Raw genomic sequence first — 16518 nt, 5'->3', positions numbered from 1 at the left:
TGCGTCCGCCTCCGTCAGTCCTTGACCGCTACAAGGACGTGGCTGTCGCCGAACTGCCAGACCGGGGTGATGTGGTCAAAGCCCGCCCGCCGCAGCAGTTCGGTGTGGCGGGCGAGGGTCACGGCGTTGTCGTTTCCGCCGTGGTTGCCGTGTGCTGCTTGTCGCTGCTCGCGTTCGGTGAACAGGTCGGCCAGTTCCGGGTCCCGGGCCGCCGCGGTCCACCAGGACTGCCAGTCCTCGTGGGCGTGTGTGCGTGCGCGCTCGGCCCGGCGGCGTCCGACCTGCGCGGTGAGGTCCGAGCAGGGCGGGCCGTCCTGGGCGAAGTGGTCGCCGTTGACGAGGACGCCGCCGGGGCGCAGCAGGGCCGCGAGTTGCCGGTAGGTGCGCAGCAGGACCGGTTCGGAGAGGTAGTGCAGGGCGGTGGTCGAGACGGCCGCGTCCAGGGGGCGGTTCAGCCCGAGGTTGTCGGCCCACCCGTCGGCCCCGATCTCGGTCTCCTCGTAGCGGGCGGCGGACGCGTGGTGGGTGCGGGCGAGTTCCAGGAGCAGCGGGTCCATGTCCACCGCGACAATGTCGGCGTCCGGCATGCGCGCGGCGAGCCGGGCGGCCAGCGAACCCGGCCCGCAGCCCAGGTCGAGAAGCAGCGGTCGCGCACGGCCGGCCGTGACGTGCTCGACGACGTCGGCGATCACGGTGAAGCGCTCTTCGCGGTCGATGGCGTACCGCTGCTGCTGGCGCTCCCAGCGTTCCACCCACAGTTTGGCCGTCGCCATGCTCACGCCCATCCGGTCGTGCCACCTCTGCCGTCTCGCCGTTCCTGGATACAGGCCCGACTCTACAGACGAAAACGGTTCCCATTCGCGTTTTCGGCCCGCAGTCAGCACAGTGACGCGAGAACGGACAGCAAGCGGTCGATTTCCTCCACTGTGTTGTACGCATGGACGCTGATTCGTACGGAAGCGGCCGTCTCGTCCGCGCCCGCCTGGCAGAGACTGTCCGCCCGGACCATGAAGCCGTGGCTGAACAGAATGAAGCCGAGGTCGTCCGCGGGGATGCCGTGGTGCCGGAAGGCGACGATGCCGTGGCGTCGCTGTACGGCGGAGTCGGCGGCCAGACTGGCCCGGCAGCCGAGGATCTCGTACGGGGCGAGGTGGCGGAGCCCGTCGGTCAGCCGGGCCGCGAGGGCGGTGGTCCACCGTGCGATCCGGTCGGTGCCCGCGGCGTCCAGCCAGTCGAGTGCGGCTTCGAGCGAGGCGACGCCCACCGTGTTGGGGGTGCCCTGCCAGCCACCGGGGCGGAACTCCGGCCCGCGTGCGGGTGCGTTGCGCGCCCACACGGCTCCCGTGCCGGGCAGGGCGAACGCCTTGTGCCCGGAGAAGACGACGAAGTCCACATCGAGTTCGGTCACCGACACCGGCAGGTGGCCGACGCTCTGGGCGGCGTCCAGACAGATCGGCACGTCCGGACCGACGGCCGCGCGGAGGCGGTGCACGTTCATGTCGCCGCCGTAGACGTGGTGGATGTGGGTTGCCGCGACGAAACGGGTGCGCGGACCGATGGTCCCCGGCAACGCCCGGTGGTCGTAGTCGCCGGACTCCACCTGGTACGGCAGTCCCCGCACCTCCACCTGAACGCCCCGCTCGGCCAGCTGTCGCCGGGCCTCCAGCCAGGGGAGCAGGTTCGCCTGGTGGTCGGCGTACGGAACAAGGATCTCGTCGCCGTCGGTGAGGTGTGTGGTGAGCCAGTCGCGGGCGACGGTCCGCAGCCCCTCGGTGGTCCCGCCGACGAAGTGGACGGCGGATCGGCCGGAGTCCGGATCGGGGTCACCGAGGAACTCCTTGACGCGCCGCCGGGTCCGTTCCACCAGCGCGGTCGTCCGGTTGGCCCACGGGTAGGTACCGCGCCCGGCGTTGGCGTTCGCCGTCGTCAGGTACGTCTGTACGGCGTCGAGGACGGCCTGCGGCTTCTGGGAGGTGGCCGCGCTGTCGAGGTAGGCCAGCTCCGGGTGCCCGGTGATGATCGGGAACCGGCTCCGTATCTCCTGCTGCCAGGACGCCAGTTCCTTCAGTTCGTCGTCGAGCATGGCCGGTCAGTCCCGGACCAGGGGGGCGCCCGCGTCCCGCCAGGCGACGATGCCGCCGGACAGGCTGCGCACGTCCGGGTGGCCCATGCGGGTGAGCAGCGCGGCGTAGCGGGCGGACTTCTCGCCGACCGGGCAGGCCAGCAGCACCGGCCGGTTCTTGCTGAAGGGCAGGCCGCCGCGCACGAGTTCGTCGAAGAGCTCGTCGACGATGTTGACCGAGCCGTCGATGTGCAGCGCGGCATACGCGTGCGGGCCGCGCAGGTCGACGACGAGGGGCGGGCGCTCGCTCGCCATCCACTGCCGGGCGCCCTCGGTGTCGATGACCGCGGCCTCCGCCCGCACCTCGGCGTCCGTGAGGGCCGCCGCCGAGTTCTTCCGGGGCGGCTTGCCGAGGAGTTCGGGGCGGCGCTGGCGTACGTAGCTCAGATAGCTCTCGGCCCGGTCGCAGACGATGAAGACGGCTGTCCGGCGCTCCGTCAGCTCCTCGTCGAGGGAACGGAGATGGCGTACCGCGCCGTGATAGGCGGCGCCGCCGGTCGGGCCGGCGAGCAGTCCGCAGCGGCGGATCAGGGTCAGCATCCCGTCGATCGCCTCGTCGGCGGTCACCGACTCGATCGTGTCGTACGTCGCCGGGTCGAAAAGACCGACCTGCTGCACCTCGTCAATGGTGCGGATGCCCGGGATGAAGTCCGACTTGTGCGCGACGAGGCCGATGACCCCGACGTCCGGGTCGTGGTCACGCAGCACCCTGGCCACGCCGGTCGACGAGCCGGCCGTGCCCACGCAGGCGATGAACCAGTCCGGGGCCCGCCCGTCCAGGTCCTTGACGATCTCCGGCCCGGTCCCCGCCGCATGCGCTTCGGTGTTGCGCGGGTTGAAGTACTGGTCGGTGTGCAGATAGGCGGCCCCCGGCTCGGCCAGCGTCTGGTGGAAACGGGTCAGCGGATCGTCCGTGTCGGTCGGGTCGAGGCATTCGCTCTGCCCGGGCAACTCCTCGATCTCGGCACCCAGCAGGAGAAGCAGTTCCTTGATCTCCGGCACCCGCATGCGGTTGGTGACGCTCTTGAACTTCAGGCCGTACATGCCCGCGAGGAGCGCCAGGGCCTTCGCCGTGTTGCCGCTGGACAGCTCCACGACCGTCTCGCCGCGCTCCGCCGCACCGGCCAGTTCCCGGCGTGCCATGTTCCAGGCGGAGCGGTCCTTGACCGAGCCGAAGGGGTTGAGCAGCTCCAGCTTGGCGTACAGGTCGATGTTGCGCAGGCCGTGCACGGCGGGGTCGATGCGCACCAGCGGGGTGTTGCCTATGGCTTCCGTAATGCTGTCGTACCTCATGACACCACTCCCCCCGGGTACGTGACCGGCCAGTACTCCTCGTCGAGACACCAGCGCCAGGCGTCGCCGTCCCGTACGACGGCGATCTTGCGGGCGACGGGCTGTTGTTGTGCGGCGTGGGCGTGGAAGTCCATCGCATAGCCGGCGGTGTTGGCGAAGGCCAGCAGGTCGCCGGGGCGTGGCAGCCTGGGCAGGAAGACGGTGCGGCGGGTGATCAGATCGGCCTCCAGGCAGAGATTTCCGACGAGGTGGACGCCGACCCCGGCCGGGTTGTCCTCCTCGTCGCCGTTCGTGCCGTTGTTCTCCGTACGGGGCAGGAGGAGGGGATCGACGAGGACGCCGTGCTCCTCCAGACTCACGTCTCCGGCGTTCATGCCCAGGCGCACCAGAGGCGGGCCCGCAGCGGTACGGCGTACGTCGAGCACCCGCGCCAGGGTGAGCCCGCACTGGTCGACGAGAGCCCGCCCCGGCTCGGTGTACAGCTCGTAGAGCTGCTCAAGGAGCACGGTGCCCAGCGGGCGGCCCAAGGACGGGGACGGCACGGAGAGGAGGTCGTCGAGATACCCGGGCCCGGCGGACGGGCGGTGGGCCGGATACAGACCCAGCGCCCCGCGCAGCGTGCCGCCCTCGTTGCGCAGGCCGTAGCCGTGGCCCCGCCAGGTCAGTGCGGGGCGGGTGCCGAGCACGGCATTGGTCAGTTCGGTGGTGTAGCGCTCCCACTGGCCGGCGTCGGCGACATAGCCGACTCCGAAGCCGCCGCCGATGTCGATGACGCGCGGCGCCAGGCCCCGGGCGTGGCACTCGTCCATGGCCATGACGCAGTGCTCCAGGGCGACGGCCTTCTCCGCCAGTCCAGTCGTGTCCAGGTGGTATCCGACGCCGATCAGCTCGACGGCGTCCCGATGCCGCTCGGCCGCGTCCAGCAGCGCCTTCACCTCCCCCGGTGGGGAGCCGAAGCGGCTGCGCCGGGACAGCACCTTCACGCCGGAGCCGGCGGCCGTCGCGAACTCGGACAGCCGCAGCAGGACATCGACCCGGGGCAGCGCGTATTTCCTTACCAGCTCGGCGAGTTGGTCCAGTTCGGAGTGCGAGTCGACGTTCACGGTCACCCCGGCGCGGGCGGCCAGCCACAGGAACTCCGGGTCCTTGGGGCCGGTGCTCATCACCCGGCCGGGGGTGAAACCGGCGCCCAGGACGTGCCGCAGTTCGCCGAGCGAGGCCACATCGACGCCCACCTCGACCGGGTCGGTCGCCGCCAGCCGCCGTACGAGGGCGCTGGAGCGATTCGCCTTGTGCGCGAAGAACACCCGGCCGGTGAGGTGATGCTTGCGGTACACGGCGCGGAAACGCTCCGCGTTCTCGGCGATCCGGTCGGGCAGCAGCACGTTGAGCGGCGATCCGAGCCCGTCGACGAGGGAGTGCAGGAACGGCACGGCCTCCAGCAACGCGGTGAGCGGTGGCTCCAGTCGCGGCTGCAGATACAAGGGCGCACGCACGCCAGGCCCCTCCCCCGTGCCTCGGCCGGCTGCGGCTCTCGGTCGCCCCGAGACGCCTCCGCCAGACACCGGCAGCGACTCCACCAACGGTTCGGGGGTAATCATTTCCGGTCACATGAGTATCTAAGCCCGGGACGCAGCGCACCCGCCGACACCGCGACAGTCTCCCGACCGCGGCGAACCACCTCATGCCCGCACACGTTTCACACTGATCACGCCGAACGCCGCCATTTCGTCATCTCGTCGCCATCGGGCTCGGGATCGAGATCGGGATCGGGATCGGGCTGCAGCGCGATGACCGACCTCTTCGACAGCTCAAGGGCGGACCCGTACCGGCGGCCCCCCGGCGCAGCGGACCTGCCTCGCGTCACTCGGGGACATGGCCGACGACTGCGCCGCCGAGGGGCAACTCCGGAACGGCACGAGCGCCGTCAGCGCCACGAGATCACCCGCGGTACGACCGCGACGGCGAACCGTTCCCGCACTGGGGCGGCAGTTCGGCGAGGCCCGGACCGGCGCTGCCCGGGCGGCTCAGAGAGCGGCTCCGGGAACACGGAGGCAAGGCCCAGCCCAGTACACCTGGAAGAATTCCCACATATTGCCGAGGTTTGACAGCTCCTTGACACGCCACCGCCCGCAATGCATGCAGGGATCGCCATATGTTAATGTCGCAATACAACACCACGCGCCGACCATCAGCGCCGCACGGCACGGCCACAGCAAGGAGCCCTCATGTCCACCGCCACCGACCACCGCACCCACGACAACCACGCCCACACCCACGGCGAGGGCTGCGGCCACGTCGCCCTCCCGCACGGCGACCACACCGACTACGCCCACGACGGACACATCCACCGAGTGCACGACGGCCACGTCGACGAGTGCGCCAACACCGGTCACGCCACCCACCAGGGACACGACCACCAGCACGGCGAGGGCTGCGGCCATGTCGCAGTGCCGCACGAGGACCACACCGACTACCTGCATGACGGCCACCGCCACGCCGCCCATGAGGGACACTGGGACGACCACTAGGGCCGCCCGCGGACAATGCCGCAGCAGGCAACCCTGAACGCAACCAAATCGGAAATCATTTTCATATGCTAATGTGTGCATATGACGACTTCCCCTTCCCCTGCGGACGAGCCGCTGCAGACCCTGCAGGCCGCCAGCGACCTGCTACGCGCTCTGGCATCACCTGTGCGCATCGGCATCGTGCGTGAGCTGTCCGGCGGCGGGAAGTACGTCCACGAACTGGTGACCGCCCTCGGCGTCAGTCAGCCGCTGGTCTCGCAGCACCTGAGGGTGCTGCGCACCTCCCGCATCGTGACGGCCCGGCGTCAGGCTCGCGAGACGCAGTACAGCCTGACAGACGACCATGTGGCGCACATCGTGCTCGACGCCATCCGGCATGCGCAGGAGTAGCCACCACCCTGCGGCACCTCACTCATCGACGGCGGTCCGGCGAACACGTCGGGCGGCCGTCGGCATCGGCACTCACATGGTCGCTGCCGCGGCGGTGGTCGCGTTCTGCAATGCCACCTCCGCGGCCGACGGCGCGTTACCCCCACCTCGAGCGACACGTCGCGTGCGGGCGCGCCCGTCGGCACCGTCGTCTTCGGCGTACGCCGCCGGTTCGCGGCGAGCCGCTGGGACCGGTCGGTAGTGACGGCTGACGATCAGTTGCAGCAGTCGCACCCGGGACGGCAGGCGCAGGCGTCCGGCTCCGCCGCCGAGGTGGCCGCAGAGGCAGCGGGGGGTGCACAGCAGCCCTTGCCCTGCCAGGCGTCCCCGCCTTCCTTCATCGCGACAGCGGCGATGACCAGGGCGGCGATCGGATCAGCCCAGGACCAACCCAGTGTGGCGTTGAGGAGCAGTCCGGCCAGGAGTACGGCGGAGAGGTAGGTGCACAGGAGCGTCTGTTTGGAGTCGGCGACCGCGGAGGCGGAGCCCAGTTCACGTCCGGCCTTGCGCTGGGCGGCGGAGAGGAACGGCATGATCGCGAGCGAAAGGGCGGCGATGACGATGCCGGGAATCGACCGCTCCGCCTCCCCAGTGCCCGTCAGGGCGCGGACGGCGTCGAAGGTGACGTATGCGGCGAGCGCGAAGAAGGAGACGGCAATGATCCGCAGGGTGCGGTGCTCCCGTGCTTCGCGTACCGCGTGGTCGCGGGCGGAGAACTGCCAGGCGACCGCGGCGGCGGAGGACACCTCGATGACCGAGTCGAGGCCGAAGCCGATCAGGGCGGTGGAGGAGGCGAGGGCGCCGGCGGTGACGGCGACGATCGCCTCGATGACGTTGTAGGTGATGGTCGCGGCGACCAACAGCCGTATCCGCTTCGCGAGCGCGTCCCGGCGGGCCGGGGATGGCCCGAGGGATATCGCTGTCTCGGCGGTCATCTCAGCAGCAGCCCTTCTCGTCCGTGTCCCGGCAGGCGCGGTCAGCCTCGACGGCCACCACGGCGGTGCGCAGGTCGTCGAGTGCGTGGCCGAGGCGTTCGTCGGCCAGCTCGTAGCGGGTGCGCCGGCCGACCGGCACCGCGACGACCAGGCCGCAGTCGCGCAGGCACGCCAGATGGTTCGACAGCCGGGTGCGCGAGATCTCCAGGCCGTCGGCAAGGTCGGCGGGATGGGCCGGGGCCTCGCGCAGGGCGAGCAGGATCCGACAGCGGATCGGGTCGGCGAGCGCGCGGCCGAACCGGGCCAGCACTTCGATGTCAGGCGCGAGAGTCAGCACACCATCGAAGGTACAGAGATTTCTGAATCCATGCAATCGTGAATCCTCGGGGCGCCTATGCGCGTCAACACTTGCCGCTTCCTCACTCGTCGGTGTTGATGGCGCGAGCCCACCGCACGGTGACCTCTTGATCCACCTGAGCCGCCGAGCTCGCGCGCAGACCGAGGCCCGTGGAGCAAGGCGCCGGACTGCGCTTGCGACGCGCATCTCCGCGCAGCACACCTGCTTCCGTCGACACTGGAGGCCCGGCAGAGACCCCGTGGACGCCACGGCCGTCGAACGCTGGATCGTCGGGGCGACGGCCATGCCGGATGTAGAAGCGGCCGGCCTCGGTGACCTCCGCGCGGCAGCGCCCTCCAGCCCGGCCGACCGTCAGAAGCCCACAGTCGCGCAGGGCACAGGCCGTGCGCCCCTCCCCCGGCAACCAGGCTTCAGGCTCTTCATCGGCCGCGACGCGTTGGAGAAGACCGCGCTGCCGTTCGTTCAGGGCGGATCACCTGTGCACAGCCCCCAGCCCACACCGCGCTCCCACACGCTGCACAGAGCCGAAGGAGTGCCCCTCAGCCCGCGGCAACCGAGCGCGACAGAGTTGGCCGTTTCTCCAGAATGCCGGACAGCTGGGACAGGATGCCACGCCGGTACTCGACCAGGAGACGCCTCCAAAGTGGGGATGTACGCGCGGAGTTCAGCCGCCGTGATGTTCCTGAGCGGGAGCTCTCCCAGATGCGGACCGGTGTGATGGCCCCATCGAACTCAAGAGGCCGGAGCCGGCATCGATGCCGGCTCCGGCCCGGTGGCGGAGGACCAGGAGTGCCGTGGCACGGGATCCGGCGTCCTCCGCGCGGTGCACGGAACGGAGATGGTCAGCCGGTGAACGCGCCGGTGCCGTTGGGGACGCCGAGCCCGGACGGGCCGTCGTATCCGGTGGTGCCGGTGCAGAGGTAGGAGCCGCCGCAGCTGCCGTTGGAGCCGCTGGTGACGTCGTACAGGGCCGAGGTGTGGGCGTACGGGAAGGACGCCGGGGAGGAGCCGCTGGACGGGGCGCCGGCCAGCGCGTAGACCGCCGCGATCAGCGGGGAGGAGGCGCTGGTGCCGCCGAAGACCATCCAGCCGGTGGCCGACCGGTAGCTGTCGTAGACCGCGACACCGGTGTTCGGGTCGGCGACCGCCGAGACGTCCGCCACCGTGCGGTTGGTGCAGCCGGTGTCCTTCTGCCAGCTGGGCTTGGCGTCGTACTTGGAGCAGCCGGAGCCCGCCCCGCTCCACACCGTGTCGGTCCAGCCGCGAGAGGTGGACGCGGTCTTCAGGGACGTACCGCCCACCGCCGTCACATACTTGGACGCGGCCGGGTACTCCACGCCGTAGCCGTTGTCGCCGGAGGAGACGGTGATGGCGACACCCGGGTGGTTGAAGTAGCTGGAGTCGTACGTCGCGTCGCTGGAGGACTCGGAGCCGCCGTAGCTGTTGGAGACGAACTTCGCGCCCAGCCGCACGGCGGTGTTGACGGCCGTGCCGAGGTTGGTCATGCTCGCCGAACTGGCCTCCACCAGCAGGATCTTGCAATTCGGACAGGCCGCGCTGACCATGTCGAGATCGAGCGATATCTCCTCGGCCCAGCCCGAGTCGCCGCGCGGGTAGTGGGTGCCGCCGCTCTGGTCGACCTTCTTGAAGCAGCCGTTGGCGGTGGTGCAGGCCGAAAGGCCGTACTGGGAGCGGTAGACGGCGAGGTCGGCCTCGGCATTCGGGTCGTCGTAGGCGTCGACGATCGCCACCGTCTGCCCCGAACCGCCGCTCGCGGAGGGCAGGCTGTAGGCCGACTGCAGCGAGGCGGGGCCGTAGCCGGAGGGCGCGGCGGCCGCGGTCAGGTCGCTCTCGGCATGCGCCGATTTCGGGGTACCCGCGGTGACCTGAAGGGCGTTGCAGGCCATCTCGCCCTTCTTCGTCGGGGTCGCGCAGGCGTGGGCGACGGTGACGCCGTGGGAAGGGGAGGTGGTGGCCTGGGCTGCCTGGCCGACCGGTGCGGCCAGGGCGAGTGCGGCCGTAGCGAGCGTGGCCACGGCGGCGAGGGAAACGGTTCTGCGCAACGTACGTCCTTCACATAGTGGGTGAACTGGGAAGGGCTGTGGGGGGTGCGCGGTACGACCTCTGCGCGGGTTGTGCGCCGGGGTCGCGCAGAACGTATGAATGTCGGGGCCACGTCAACAAGATGCGCTTGAAAGCGGAACCGTTCCTTTGCCATTCCTGGGTGATTCATGTGAGTTCCCTGAGCAAGTCATGGCCGAAAATCGGCCCGCCCATGGCTTGACCGAGCCGGGCGCCTCCTACGGTCCCGGTACTGGTTCCACGGGGACCCTGGAGCAGTTCCCCGGAGGGCACTGTGCCCGGCCGAGCAGTCGTTCGCCGCGCTGCAGGCGGACAGGACGCTCTCGCGGTGACCAGCACGGAGGCACCCCGGCCTCGACGCTTGCCCGTCGCGGATGTGCAGTCGGCGTGCGGTCCCGGGCTCGGCAGGAGCCGGCGCCCAGTCAGGAAACCCATCCCACAGGTGCGCAGGAGTTTTCGTGGCTCCGTGGCGAGTACTACCGCGGACACGCGATCACCAACATCGGTTCACTCACTCACCGCGGCAGCCTTACAAGACCTGCATTGGCATGGCCTTGACCAGCAGAAGACGGCGGCCCCATGGTGAGACCTCCGGTCTGCAGCTCACCTGACATGCCGTCTGGCAATGCTGCTTTTCGCCATGTGGCCCTTCCGAACCCCCTCGAACCGCACGGAGGCTTGATGCACCGACGCCAGATACCCTCCGGATCCCCGGTGATCCACCGCCACCGACCGAGACGCCGGCTGCGGCGGACGGCAGCGGCCCTCACCGCGATGCTCACGCTCACCGGCACCGCCCTCACCGTCGGCCTGGCCACCTGTGCCCAGGCCGCCGCCCTCTCGTCCGCCCCGCTCGCGTCCACCTCCGCGGGTACGACAGGCTTCGGCTGCGCCCACCCCGCGCAAGCCGGACAGGCCCGCTGCTTCGGCCTCCTGAAGGACCACCGCACCGCCTCGGGCCGCATGTCACCGTTCACCACCGGATCCCCGACCACGGCGGGATACGTGCCGTCCGATCTGCGTTCCGCCTACAAACTGGGCGGTGCCTCTGGATCCGGCCGGACGGTGGCCATCGTCGACGCCTACAACGACCCGAACGCCGAGTCGGACCTGGCCGCTTACCGCCGCGCGTATGGTCTGCCGTCGTGCACCACCGCCAACGGCTGCTTCCGCAAGGTGAATCAGCGTGGGCAGGCATCACCGCTGCCCTCCGGTGACTACGGGTGGGCCGAGGAGATCAGCCTCGACCTCGACATGGTCTCGGCGACATGCCCGGGCTGCCACATCCTGTTGGTCGAGGCGAAGTCGGCGAACGTCGCGGATCTCATGAAGGCCGAGGACACCGCCGCCACCACCTCGGGCGTCGTCTCCGTGTCCAACAGCTGGGGCGGGTCCGAGGACAACACCATCACCTCCTTCGACTCGCACTTCCACCACCCCGGTGTCGCGATCACAGCGAGCTCGGGTGACTCCGGTTACGGCGCCTCCTGGCCAGCCTCCTCCCCGTACGTCACCGCCGTGGGCGGCACCGCGCTGCGCAAGGCGTCCAACTCGCGTGGCTGGAGCGAGACGGCCTGGAGTGGCGCGGGCTCGGGCTGCTCGGCGTACGAGCCCAAGCCGTCCTGGCAGCATGACTCCGGATGCGCCAAGCGCACCGTCGCCGACGTGTCCGCGGTCGCCGACCCCAACACCGGGGTGGCGGTCTACGACACATACAACAGCTGCGGCGGCGGACTGCTGTGCGACACTGAGCTTCAGCTCGGCGTCGCACAGGGTGCCGACGGATGGGTCGAAGTCGGAGGCACCAGCGTCTCGTCGCCGATCATCGCGAGCGTCTACGCACTGGCCGGAAACACCTCTCAGGTCATGGGCGGCTCGTATCCGTACACCCACACCTCGGCGCTCAACGACGTCACTGCGGGCAGCAACGGATCCTGCGGAGGCAGTTACCTGTGCACCGCGGGGCCCAAGTACGACGGGCCGACCGGCCTCGGCACGCCCAACGGCACCGGCGCCTTCTGACGGCGGCGCTGTCTGCCGCCAAGGGTTGGGCCCGCGCCGCACTGCTGCGGCGCGGGCCCAACCCTTTCCTCGTCTCAGTGTGATCCGGGCAGCCGCTCCCCTGCCCTGCACCCCGTCGTCGTGTGCCGAGGCCGCCACTGCGGCAACCCGCGCAAGCACCTCGACACCGACCACGTCTCCGGCAACCGGAACGGCTGCGCGACAGCGCGGCCGAGCACGGCTTGCAGGGCATACGACGGACTGCCTCGGCTCCTGCAGCCAGGCCAACGTCACCGTCTCGTCCAGCCCTCCGGTGCCGGCCGTCAGGTCGGCGGCCGTGCCGTCCGAGTCGGCTTCGCCATGGACGACGACTGCACTGACGACCTCCTGCACTGGGCGCAGACCGGCGGGCCCGGCCTCGCCGAACCACCTGCCACTCTTGCGCGCCCCCGCTCGTCCGGCCGCCGCGCGGGGCACGCAGCCGTGAACGCACGCTGGCGAAGCCTGAGTTGACCGCCGTCAGGGCTGTGCGACTCGCCGCGGCCGACCGTTTGGTGCAGACGTGCAGCACCACGGGCGCGAGCGGGATCAGGTGCTGCAAGGGTCAGCCGGTCGTCAGGGCGGTGTCGTCCACGACGAAGCTGGTCTGCAGCGAGGAGTCCTCCACGCCGTTGAACTTCAGGGTGACCGTCTGGCCCGCCAGCGAGGACAGGTCGAAGGTCTTCTGCACGTACCCGGAGTTGTGGTTGAGGTTCGAGTACGTCGCCAGGGTGGTCGAACCGGCGGTGACCGTCAGCTTGTCGTACTGGGTGCTGCTGGTGGTCTCCGAGGTGTCGATGTGCAGGTAGAAGGTCAGGGTCGCCTTGCAGCCCGCGGGGATCGTCACCGACTGGGACAGCGTGTCGGTGTGCGAGGAGCCGTAGCCGTCCAGCCAGGCGTAGTACGAGCCGCTGTGCGCCGCCTCACCGGAGTCGTTGGTGATGACACCGCTCGTCGCGCTCCACCCGGTGCTGCCCGACTCGAAGCCCGGGTTGGCCAGCAGCTGGGAAGAGGTGCAGCCACCGCCGCCGGTGCCGACGGTCCAGGTGAAGGACGTCGAGCCGGAGGCGCCGGTGGAGTCCTTCGCGGTGACCGTGACCTGGTAGGTGCCGGCGGTGGACGCCGTACCGGAGATCAGGCCGGTGGAGCTGTTGATGGACAGCCCGGTCGGCAGGCCGCTCGCGCTGTAGGTGAGCGAGGCGCCGCCGCTGTCGGTGGCCTTGATCTGCAGGCTGACCGAGCCGCCGGTGGTGGTCGACTGGCTGCCCGGGTTGGTGACGGTCACCGTGTTGCCGGTGCTGGAGCCGGAGGTGAAGGCGGCGGTGCCGTTCGGGGTGCCCCAGCCGGTCGGGCCGTCGTAGCCGGTGCCCGCGGTACAGAAGTAGGACGGGGAGCAACTGCCGTTGTTGCCGCTGGTCACGTCGTACAGGTTGCCCCTGTGGGAGTACGGGTACTTCGCCGGGTAGTCGCTTGCGCCCGGGGTGCCCGCGAGGGCGTAGACGGAGGCGATGATCGGCGAGCTGGCGCTGGTGCCGCCGTAGACCGCCCAGCCGGAACCGCCGTAGGTGTCGTAGACCGCGACGCCGGTGGCCGGGTCGGCGACGGCGGAGACGTCGGCCTCCATGCGCTTGCTGCAGCCGGAGTCGGTCTGCCAGCTCGGCTTCGGGTCGTAGGCCGAGCAGCCGGAGCCGGTGCCCTCGGTGGAGTTGGTGTGCCACACCGACTCGCTCCAGCCACGGGAGTTGGAGGAGGTCGTCAGCGCGGTGCCGCCGACGGCGGTCACGTACTGGGAGGTCGCCGGGTACTCGGCGCCGTAGGCGGAGTCACCGGAGGAGACGGTGATCGCGACGCCCGGGTGCTTGAAGTACGAGGTGTCGTCGCTGGTCTGCGTGGAGGACTCGGAGCCGCCCCAGCTGTTGGAGACGAACTTGGCGCCGAGCGCGACGGCCTCGTTCTCGGCGGTGCCGAGGTCGGCCATGCTCGCGGAGTTGGCCTCGACCAGGATGATGCTGCAGTTCGGGCAGACCGCGCTGACCATGTCGATGTCGAGCATCTCTTCACCGGCCCAGCCGCTGTCGTTGGTCGGCAGCGAGGTGGTGGAACCGGTCTGGCTGACCTGCTTGAAGCAGCCGTTGGCCTTGGTGCAGGCGGACAGGCCGTACGTCGAGCGATAGGTGGCCAGGTCCGACTCGGCGTTGGGGTCGTTGTAGGCGTCGACGATGCCGACGGTCATGCCCGAACCGGCCGCGGTGGGCAGGTTGTAGGCGCTGTGCAGGTTGGCCGGGGACAGGCCGGAGGGCGCGGCGGCGGCGAGCGCCGAGGCGAGCCGCTGCTTGATGTCGGTGCGGCGCTGGGCGAAACAGGACGCCTGACCCGGCTCGGCGGTGGCGCACAGGTGCTGGGTCGGCACCTTCTGGCCGGCCTTGCCGGTGGAGTGGTAGGTCTGCCGCGCGGGGGCGGTCAGTGCCTTGTTGTTCTGCGTGACCTTGGAGGTCTGAGGGTGGGTCGCGGCAGGCTGGGCGCCGGCGGTCGGTGCGGCGGTGAATCCGGCGACGGTCAGAGTGAGGGCGGGGAAGGCGACGGCGAGAAGTCTTCGCAGACTCCGTCTCCGCCCGCTCGGGTGTGACTCACGCATGGGGTACTGCCTCCGGTTGACGTGGGGTATCGCACTGGATGGGCAGGCCCGTGATTGCGCGTAGCGGCGGTGGAACCGCGCAGTCAGGAGCATGACAATCGCAGCGCCCTGCCAGGCCGGGTGAGCGTGACATGACAGGGTGCGAGGGGAACGTAGACCGGAACGGGTTCTACCGGGCAGTACCGGGTCGAATTCTTTGCTTCTCCATAGAATGCGGTTGGCCCCCTCATGGGGGCCGGCGCGTGCTGGCCAGGGGTTGGGCCCAGAGCTGACCCTGGTGGGCCTCGATGGCCTCTTCCGTGGTGGGGCTCATTCTGCTGATCAGCCTGCACTCCCCTCCGGACCCACGGCACCCACAAGAGCTCTTCTCACCGTTGCCCGGCGCCTGCGGCACTCTCGACGAGCCACATGACGTCAGCCGGCCGCGCACCGCCGCGCCGCATCTGGCCACCTGCGTCGGGAACGCACCGCAAGGGCTTTCCAGCCCCGAGAGTGACCGGGTCTACGGCCCGACCACGCCCGTTCGCGCCATGCCGCACACCCGCAGAGGAGCCGTGCTCCTCCAATGGCGACGGGAGTTTCGCGGCACGCACCCCGGGGGCGGCGCGGAAAATGCGGCCGGTGAAGAGGTTCATGATCCAGGCATGGTGAGCAGAACGCTCGATCTTCTGGCGATGCTCGGACTGAGACCACGCCACAGCCGTTCCCGTACTCTTCCTCAGAGCCGCCGCGCAGGACCGGCTCCGGAGGGGGCACGGACAACCGCGAGGGAGACGGCATGGGAACCGCTGACCGGCAGAGCGCCGGAGACTGGAACCGGGTCGGCGACCCGCCCCGACCCAGAGGTGGTCGCACGAGCGAGTACGGCCACGACTACAGGTACGGGAATCCTCCTGAGTCGATACCTCACCCCGGCTACGGACCCGATGCCGACGCGGGCCACCTCCCCCTCTCTCAGGCGACAGGCCACGGGCACGCACCAGCGACCGCCGCCGAACATGGCTCCGGTCACAGCCCCGAAGCGGGAGCCGACGGACACGGACACGGCCACTCGCACGGCCACAGTCACAGCCACGGGCCCGCCGCACCGGTCTCCCGGCACCTACGCAAGGTCATCGCGGCGATCCTGATCCCCTTCACCGCCGCGGTCGTGGTGGGGCTCGTCGTACTGTGGCCGGGCGGAGCCCCGCCGCACAAGCGCGCCGGTGTCGGCTTCGACCAGCAGACCCAGCAGGCGACGGTCACCAAAGTCGTCGAGGTGAGCTGCAAGTCGGTGAACGCCTCCGGCGAGACCCCGACCGGCGACACCTCCACCGCCGAGGGCACCTCCGCCCAGCAGGAGGCGAACGGCACCTGCCACAAGGCCACGATCCGGGTCGACACCGGCAAGGACAAGGGCCGTACCTTCACCGAGATCGTGCAGCCCGACCAGGCGCGGCAGCTGCACCAGGGCGAGAAGGTCGTCACTGCTTACGAACCCTCCGCGCCCAAGGACCTGCAGTACTCGGTCACCGACGTCAACCGCCGCTTCCCGATGGGCCTGCTGGCCGGCATCTTCGCGCTCGCCGTCGTGGTAGTGGGCCGACTGCGGGGCGTGATGGCGCTGGTTGCCCTGGCCATCAGCTTCCTGGTGCTGAACTTCTTCATCCTGCCCGCGGTCCTCCAGGGCTCGAACCCGCTGCTCGTGGCGGTGGTCGGCTCGAGCGCCATCATGCTGATCGCCCTGTACATGTGCCACGGCCTGTCGGCCCGCACCTCGGTGGCCGTGCTCGGCACCCTGCTCTCGCTGGCACTGATCGGCATCCTGGGTTCCGCGTTCATCGGCTGGGCCGCCCTCACCGGCAACACGGACGACCAAACCGGCCTGATCCACGGCCTCTATCCGAAGCTCGACATGAGCGGTCTCCTGCTCGCCGGCGTCATCATCGGCTCCCTCGGCGTGCTCGACGACGTCACCGTCACCCAGACCTCGGCCGTCTGGGAACTGCACGAAGCCAACCGTTGCTTTGATCCTCAACAGATTTCAGCAATCCGGGCATTTCGGCCCGGAAGGTCCGTCTCATCACCAAAGCGTGAGGGCTTCAGCATGAGTA

General features: G+C 69.8%; 12 protein-coding genes. 4 read left to right on the top strand and 8 right to left on the bottom strand.

All coding sequences use genetic code 11. The features are described from left to right. Positions 1-14: 14 nt before the first annotated feature. The 4 genes from ACZ3TS_RS04955 to ACZ3TS_RS04940 all read right to left on the bottom strand — a co-directional run bounded on the left by ACZ3TS_RS04955 (position 15) and on the right by ACZ3TS_RS04940 (position 4911). Positions 15-785, bottom strand: coding sequence for a class I SAM-dependent methyltransferase (locus tag ACZ3TS_RS04955; protein WP_467613675.1), 771 nt, complete (start codon positions 783-785; stop codon positions 15-17). Between the two features lie 92 nt (positions 786-877). Then, positions 878-2083 (bottom strand): aminotransferase class V-fold PLP-dependent enzyme, encoded by a 1206-nt coding sequence (locus ACZ3TS_RS04950; RefSeq protein ID WP_467613674.1) that lies wholly within the window; start codon positions 2081-2083, stop codon positions 878-880. Positions 2084-2089: 6 nt separating this feature from the next. Then, on the bottom strand, positions 2090-3415 hold the full coding sequence (locus tag ACZ3TS_RS04945; RefSeq protein WP_467613673.1) for a pyridoxal-phosphate dependent enzyme: 1326 nt from the start codon (positions 3413-3415) through the stop codon (positions 2090-2092). Then, positions 3412-4911, bottom strand: a complete 1500-nt coding sequence (locus tag ACZ3TS_RS04940) for a Y4yA family PLP-dependent enzyme (protein WP_467613672.1) — start codon at positions 4909-4911, stop codon at positions 3412-3414. The genes ACZ3TS_RS04945 and ACZ3TS_RS04940 overlap by 4 nt, the downstream gene beginning before the upstream one ends. 732 nt (positions 4912-5643) lie before the next feature. On the opposite strand from ACZ3TS_RS04940, the gene ACZ3TS_RS04935 reads away from it, so the two are divergent. After that, the gene (locus tag ACZ3TS_RS04935; protein WP_467613671.1) at positions 5644-5946 is read left to right on the top strand and encodes a hypothetical protein; all 303 of its coding nucleotides are present in this window, start codon (positions 5644-5646) and stop codon (positions 5944-5946) included. An 81-nt stretch (positions 5947-6027) separates the two neighbouring features. Next, a complete protein-coding gene (locus tag ACZ3TS_RS04930) occupies positions 6028-6336 on the top strand; it encodes an ArsR/SmtB family transcription factor (RefSeq protein WP_467613670.1) in 309 nt (102 codons plus the stop codon). Between the two features lie 254 nt (positions 6337-6590). On the opposite strand, the gene ACZ3TS_RS04925 is transcribed toward ACZ3TS_RS04930, so the two are convergent. The 3 genes from ACZ3TS_RS04925 to ACZ3TS_RS04915 form a co-directional block, all read right to left on the bottom strand. Further along, positions 6591-7310 carry a cation efflux transmembrane domain-containing protein gene (locus ACZ3TS_RS04925; RefSeq protein ID WP_467613669.1) on the bottom strand — a complete coding sequence of 240 codons (720 nt, stop codon included), beginning with the start codon at positions 7308-7310 and terminating at the stop codon, positions 6591-6593. 1 nt (position 7311) lies between these two features. Further along, on the bottom strand, positions 7312-7647 hold the full coding sequence (locus ACZ3TS_RS04920) for an ArsR/SmtB family transcription factor (RefSeq protein ID WP_467613668.1): 336 nt from the start codon (positions 7645-7647) through the stop codon (positions 7312-7314). Positions 7648-8510: 863 nt separating this feature from the next. Continuing rightward, on the bottom strand, positions 8511-9731 hold the full coding sequence (locus tag ACZ3TS_RS04915) for a S53 family peptidase (RefSeq protein ID WP_467613667.1): 1221 nt from the start codon (positions 9729-9731) through the stop codon (positions 8511-8513). A 700-nt stretch (positions 9732-10431) separates the two neighbouring features. Here ACZ3TS_RS04915 and ACZ3TS_RS04910 point away from each other — a divergent pair. Then, on the top strand, positions 10432-11772 hold the full coding sequence (locus ACZ3TS_RS04910) for a S53 family peptidase (RefSeq protein ID WP_467613666.1): 1341 nt from the start codon (positions 10432-10434) through the stop codon (positions 11770-11772). Positions 11773-12355: 583 nt separating this feature from the next. Here the strand turns inward: ACZ3TS_RS04910 and ACZ3TS_RS04905 are convergent. Next, positions 12356-14425 carry a putative Ig domain-containing protein gene (locus ACZ3TS_RS04905; protein ID WP_467613665.1) on the bottom strand — a complete coding sequence of 690 codons (2070 nt, stop codon included), beginning with the start codon at positions 14423-14425 and terminating at the stop codon, positions 12356-12358. 778 nt (positions 14426-15203) lie between these two features. Between ACZ3TS_RS04905 and ACZ3TS_RS04900 the strand changes: the two genes are divergently transcribed. Further along, positions 15204-16518 (top strand): YibE/F family protein (locus tag ACZ3TS_RS04900; RefSeq protein ID WP_467613664.1); only part of this gene is annotated, 1315 nt, incomplete at its 3' end.

It is taken from the genome of Streptomyces sp. NPDC022910, assembly GCF_055561075.1.
This window is presented reverse-complemented; position numbering and strand designations above follow the sequence as displayed.

What these genes read in the sequence shown, in the direction of transcription:
- ACZ3TS_RS04925 (WP_467613669.1), bottom strand. Translation starts at nt 7,310, where the DNA reads ATGACCGCCGAGACAGCGATATCCCTCGGGCCATCCCCGGCCCGCCGG.
- ACZ3TS_RS04950 (WP_467613674.1), bottom strand. Translation starts at nt 2,083, where the DNA reads ATGCTCGACGACGAACTGAAGGAACTGGCGTCCTGGCAGCAGGAGATA.
- ACZ3TS_RS04910 (WP_467613666.1), top strand. Translation starts at nt 10,432, where the DNA reads ATGCACCGACGCCAGATACCCTCCGGATCCCCGGTGATCCACCGCCAC.
- ACZ3TS_RS04945 (WP_467613673.1), bottom strand. Translation starts at nt 3,415, where the DNA reads ATGAGGTACGACAGCATTACGGAAGCCATAGGCAACACCCCGCTGGTG.
- ACZ3TS_RS04905 (WP_467613665.1), bottom strand. Translation starts at nt 14,425, where the DNA reads ATGCGTGAGTCACACCCGAGCGGGCGGAGACGGAGTCTGCGAAGACTT.
- ACZ3TS_RS04955 (WP_467613675.1), bottom strand. Translation starts at nt 785, where the DNA reads ATGGGCGTGAGCATGGCGACGGCCAAACTGTGGGTGGAACGCTGGGAG.
- ACZ3TS_RS04935 (WP_467613671.1), top strand. Translation starts at nt 5,644, where the DNA reads ATGTCCACCGCCACCGACCACCGCACCCACGACAACCACGCCCACACC.
- ACZ3TS_RS04930 (WP_467613670.1), top strand. Translation starts at nt 6,028, where the DNA reads ATGACGACTTCCCCTTCCCCTGCGGACGAGCCGCTGCAGACCCTGCAG.